1 pseudogene is annotated in these 246 nt (G+C 53.3%); it reads left to right on the top strand.

Annotation, left to right across the window (positions count from 1 at the left end):
- Window positions 1-246, top strand: a pseudogene (locus Tanf_RS11800) (IS110 family RNA-guided transposase); the annotation flags it as partial.

Raw genomic sequence — 246 nt, 5'->3', positions numbered from 1 at the left:
ACGCATACTCAACAAACATGGACGTGAGAGGGTGAAAGCCGCGCTGACAGGCTCGTTCTCAGAAACCGACCTGATTGTTCTCAGACAATTGAAGGAAACACTCGACCTGATCGAAGAACAGACGGCGGACTGTCAGCAAGAACTCGTCCGGCTCTGCAAAGAACATTACCCCAAACCATACGAACGCCTGCAAACCATCCCCGGTGTCAAGGAACGCGCAGCCACGGCAATCATTGCGGAAACAGG

The organism is Tannerella forsythia, assembly GCF_001006485.1.
Taxonomy (GTDB): Bacteria; Bacteroidota; Bacteroidia; order Bacteroidales; family Tannerellaceae; genus Tannerella; species Tannerella forsythia.
This window is presented reverse-complemented; position numbering and strand designations above follow the sequence as displayed.